A 4,641-nucleotide genomic window follows, 5' to 3' on the forward strand; every position below is an offset into this window, starting at 1 on the left:
GGACGATTGGTATAGAAAGGGTATATAAAGAGTTAATAGTGAGGGGTTAAGAGTTAAGAGAGAGAAGCAGTTTTGAGGGTAATAAATCGAAAGGAAAGCAAAGGTGAGGTGAATAAATGGACGAGAAAAGACTATAAAATTTTGAATTTAGATTTTAGTATTTAGAGTCTCTGAGCTATGTGCGTGAAATAATTTTTACTTTTCAGTTTTCTTCACTATCTTTGCACTCTTATTTATGGTTAAATCAAATGAAATTCAATATAGTTTCTGACTTTGCCCCTACGGGCGACCAACCTCAGGCTATCGACCAATTGGTAAAAGGTATAGAGCGCAACGATAAGTACCAAGTGCTATTAGGCGTTACGGGCTCTGGAAAGACTTTTACTATCGCTAATGTGGTAGAACGCATTCAGCGTCCTACTCTTGTGCTGGCACATAACAAAACACTGGCTGCTCAGTTGTATTCTGAATTTAAGGCTTTCTTCCCCAATAACGCGGTAGAATACTTCGTCTCTTACTACGACTACTATCAGCCGGAAGCTTATATACCTTCCACAGGGACTTATATCGAAAAAGACCTCTCTATTAACGATGAAATTGAAAAACTGCGCCTTAGTACGACCTCTGCTTTGCTGTCGGGCAGGCGCGATGTATTGGTTGTGGCATCGGTGTCGTGTTTGTATGGTATCGGTAACCCTGTGGAATTCCAAAAGAACGTGATTACCCTCAAACAGGGCGATATACTCCCTCGTACCAAGCTGATGCATCGATTGGTACAAAGTCTCTATGCCCGAACGACCGCCGAATTTAGGCACGGCAACTTCCGTATCAAGGGCGATGTGCTTGATGTCTTTCCTGGGTATGATGACAACGCCTTCCGTATTCACTTTTTTGGTGATGAAATTGAAGAGATAGAACAGTTTGACCCTACTACTAATCACGTGTTAGACCACTACCAGAGCCTCAATATCTACCCCGCTAATATGTTTGTTACTTCTCCCGATATTCTCCAAAAAGCGATATGGAACATTCAACAAGATTTGGTGAAGCAAGTAGAGTTCTTTGAGGCTTTAGGCAAACCCTTAGAAGCCAAACGGCTGAAAGAACGCACTGAGTTTGACCTTGAGATGATACGGGAATTAGGGTACTGTTCGGGTATTGAGAACTATTCTCGCTATTTGGACGGTAGAGAACCAGGCACACGTCCGTTTTGCCTCATAGATTACTTCCCCGATGATTTCTTGATGGTTATCGACGAGAGTCACGTAACCGTCTCACAAGTACACGCAATGTATGGTGGTGACCGCAGTAGGAAGGAGAATCTCGTGGAATACGGTTTCCGCTTGCCTGCTGCAATGGACAACCGTCCGTTGAAATTCGAGGAGTTTGAAGCGCTTCAAAACCAAGTGATTTACGTGAGTGCTACCCCAGCCGATTATGAGCTCCAACAAACACAAGGCGTGTACGTAGAGCAGGTGATACGCCCCACAGGATTGCTCGACCCCGAAATAGAAGTGCGCCCCAGTGCCAATCAAATAGATGACCTTGTGGAGGAAATACAACTGCGCACCGAGAAAGACGAGCGCATATTGGTAACCACCCTCACCAAACGAATGGCAGAGGAGCTTACTAAATACCTCACTCGCATTGGTATTAGGTGTCGTTATATTCACAGTGATGTGGATACATTGGAACGCGTGGAGATTATGCAAGACCTGCGCAAAGGACTCTTTGATGTGCTCATAGGGGTAAACCTCCTCCGTGAAGGCTTAGACCTGCCCGAAGTGTCGCTCGTAGCTATCCTCGATGCCGATAAGGAAGGCTTTTTGCGTTCCACGCGTTCGCTCACTCAAACGGTAGGACGGGCTGCCCGCAATGTGAATGGAAAAGCAATAATGTACGCCGATAAGATTACTGACAGTATGCAGCGCACTATCGATGATACTAATTATCGTCGTGAAAAGCAGATGAACTACAACAAGGCGCACGACATCACGCCTCAGCCTTTGCACAAGAAGATAGAGAATAGCCTCAGCAAGAGCCCTATAACCGAATTTCACTACGATCCTTCATTTAAGGAGCGCACAGCTGCCGAAGCGCAATCGGTATATTTATCGGCTAAGGAATTGGAAAAGAAAATCAAAGAAACCCGCAAATTGATGGAGGTAGCTGCCAAAGAGCTGGATTTTGTAAAAGCAGCACAGTACAGAGATGAGCTAAAGAAATTGCAGGAATTAGCAAATTAGCAAATGAGAAAATGAGCAAAGTGTGGTGATTTGGTGATTTAGGAATTTTGGTGTAATTTTGTACCCTAATACATTAAAAGATAAAAAAAATGCAAAATGGTATTTATGCAAAGATAACTACCACGAAGGGAGTTATTTTACTTCGTCTTACTTATGAAAAAACGCCTGCTACGGTAGGGAATTTTGTAGCTCTTGCAGAAGGGAAAATGAAGAACTCACAAAAGCCACTTGGTACGCCTTATTACGATGGACTTACTTTTCACCGAGTGATTCCTAACTTTATGATACAAGGAGGCTGTCCGTTAGGAACTGGCACAGGAGATCCAGGTTATCGTTTTGACGATGAATTTCACCCAGAGCTTAAACACAATAAACCGGGAGTCATTTCGATGGCGAATGCAGGACCAGGTACGAATGGGAGTCAGTTTTTCATTACACACGTAGCCACCCCTTGGCTAGACAACAAGCACACGGTGTTTGGTGAAGTTGTGGAAGGACAAGAAGTAGTAGATGCGATTGCACAAGGTGATAAGATTGAAAAAGTAGAAATAGTGAGAGTAGGAGAGGAGGCAGAAAAATGGGACGCCTTAAAAGTCTTCAATGATTTTAATGAAGCCAAAGCAGCTCGTTTGGCTGAAGAGAAACGCAAAGCCGAAGAAGCTTTTACCAAAGAAGTAGTGGGCTTTGAGAAAACGAATAGTGGTTTATATTACCAAATTACCCACAAGGGTAATGGTAAAAAAGCAGAAGCAGGGCAAAAAGTAGCCGTGCACTATACAGGTATGTTGCTTGACAAGACCGTGTTTGATAGTTCTTATCGCAGGAAAGAACCACTACAGTTTACTGTAGGTGTTGGACAAGTGATTGCAGGTTGGGATGAAGGAATATTACTTCTTCACGAAGGAGATAAAGCCCGATTGGTAATCCCATCAGAACTCGCCTATGGCAGTCGTGGTGCGGGAGGCGTAATACCACCTAATGCACCTCTTATTTTTGATGTAGAATTAGTATCAGTAGGGTAACCTTATTTTTTATTAAAGAAGAGTATTTAGCTATTAAGCCATTTACTCTTCTTAAAGTTTTTACCTCTTCTTATTAAGTAGGCGTGATAGGCACTAGGGATATCGTTTTGCCATTTGGGCAATAAAAGCAAGATGAGAATTACATCTAATTGTGAGAAGAGCCCCCAATAAATAGCTAATTGCAAGGGAAATCCTCCGTGACCAAAGCCTATGAGGGAGATAAATGCTGTAAGTAAGCACAAGCCCCACAACTTGGAGAGAAAAGCGTGAGTACAGGTTTCTTTGCCAAACTTCAGAAAACTAATAGTATAACATAACCCTTCCATTATAAAAATAGCGATTACTTCATACCGATACGTCTTTATGAGCTCAGGGTTGAGATGATAACACGCTATTCCTATAGAGAGCCAGAATACTAAATCTGTTTGGCTATCCATTCGTCGCATTTTTACTGTACTAATACCCATTTGCCTTGCGATAATGCCATCGAAAACATCGGAGAGCAAGCCAAGGATGATGAAAACTATAATCCATAACCTTGCTATTGATTCTTCAGTGTAATAAGAAAAGATCAGTATGGTAGGGGCTAATAAAAAACGGAAGGCTATTAGTAAGTAAGGTGTCTTCATTTTAATAAGTTCTTATGAGAACAAAAATACAATATTTTTCTAATATACAAAAAAAATATGTCTTTTGGTAAATTAGCAGATTATGTATTATATCATACTTGAGTACTAAATTATTATGATAGGAGAGTTTGGGAACTACTTATAGAGGTTAGAGATAAAAAAGTGAATGTGTGTTTAACTGTTGGTAGTTAGTTGTAAGAGAAGAAAAGCGTGTTAGAAAACACTAAGAAACCCAAAAATGATTATAACATTAGTATTAATAATCAACTACTTACCCAATTATTAAAAAAATCTTCAAAAAAAAATGTATAAAAATTTTGGAGGTAAAGATAAAAGGTGTACCTTTGCACCCGCAAAAGAGGAGAGTATTGCCTCTGGAGTGGAAAGAAACAACACGTACCTTGACATAATGTTGTACAGCACAAAAAAGATTTAAAAGGATTGAGTGAAACCTGAAGTCAATAACTTGAAGATCGGTTAGAAGATATAAAAGAATTTAACGATGAAGAGTTTGATCCTGGCTCAGGATGAACGCTAGCGGCAGGCCTAACACATGCAAGTCGAGGGGGAGGTTACTTTCGGGTAACTGAGACCGGCGTACGGGTGCGTAACGCGTATACAATCTGCCTTTCACTGGGGGATAGCCCGAAGAAATTTGGATTAATACCCCATAGTATAGTAATACGGCATCGTGATACTATTAAAGCCTTGGTGGTGAAAGATGAGTATGCGTTCTATTAGCTA

3 protein-coding genes and 1 rRNA gene are annotated in these 4,641 nt (G+C 41.3%); 3 read left to right on the forward strand and 1 reads right to left on the reverse strand.

The window, feature by feature from the left end; translation table 11 throughout:
• Positions 1-248 precede the first annotated feature (248 nt).
• A complete protein-coding gene (gene uvrB / locus HMPREF9078_RS06400) occupies positions 249-2,246 on the forward strand; it encodes an excinuclease ABC subunit UvrB (protein ID WP_009419879.1) in 1,998 nt (665 codons plus the stop codon).
• An 89-nt stretch (positions 2,247-2,335) separates the two neighbouring features.
• Complete coding sequence (locus tag HMPREF9078_RS06405; protein ID WP_009419880.1) at positions 2,336-3,268, forward strand: peptidylprolyl isomerase; 933 nt, start codon at positions 2,336-2,338, stop codon at positions 3,266-3,268.
• Between the two features lie 26 nt (positions 3,269-3,294).
• Here the strand turns inward: HMPREF9078_RS06405 and HMPREF9078_RS06410 are convergent, their stop codons facing one another.
• Positions 3,295-3,897, reverse strand: coding sequence for a CDP-alcohol phosphatidyltransferase family protein (locus HMPREF9078_RS06410; protein WP_009419881.1), 603 nt, complete (start codon positions 3,895-3,897; stop codon positions 3,295-3,297).
• Positions 3,898-4,396: 499 nt separating this feature from the next.
• Here HMPREF9078_RS06410 and HMPREF9078_RS06415 point away from each other — a divergent pair.
• A 16S ribosomal RNA gene (locus HMPREF9078_RS06415) occupies positions 4,397-4,641 on the forward strand; the annotation flags it as partial.

Origin of the sequence: Capnocytophaga sp. oral taxon 380 str. F0488, assembly GCF_000318255.2 — a bacterium.
Lineage (GTDB): Bacteria > Bacteroidota > Bacteroidia > Flavobacteriales > Flavobacteriaceae > Capnocytophaga > Capnocytophaga ochracea.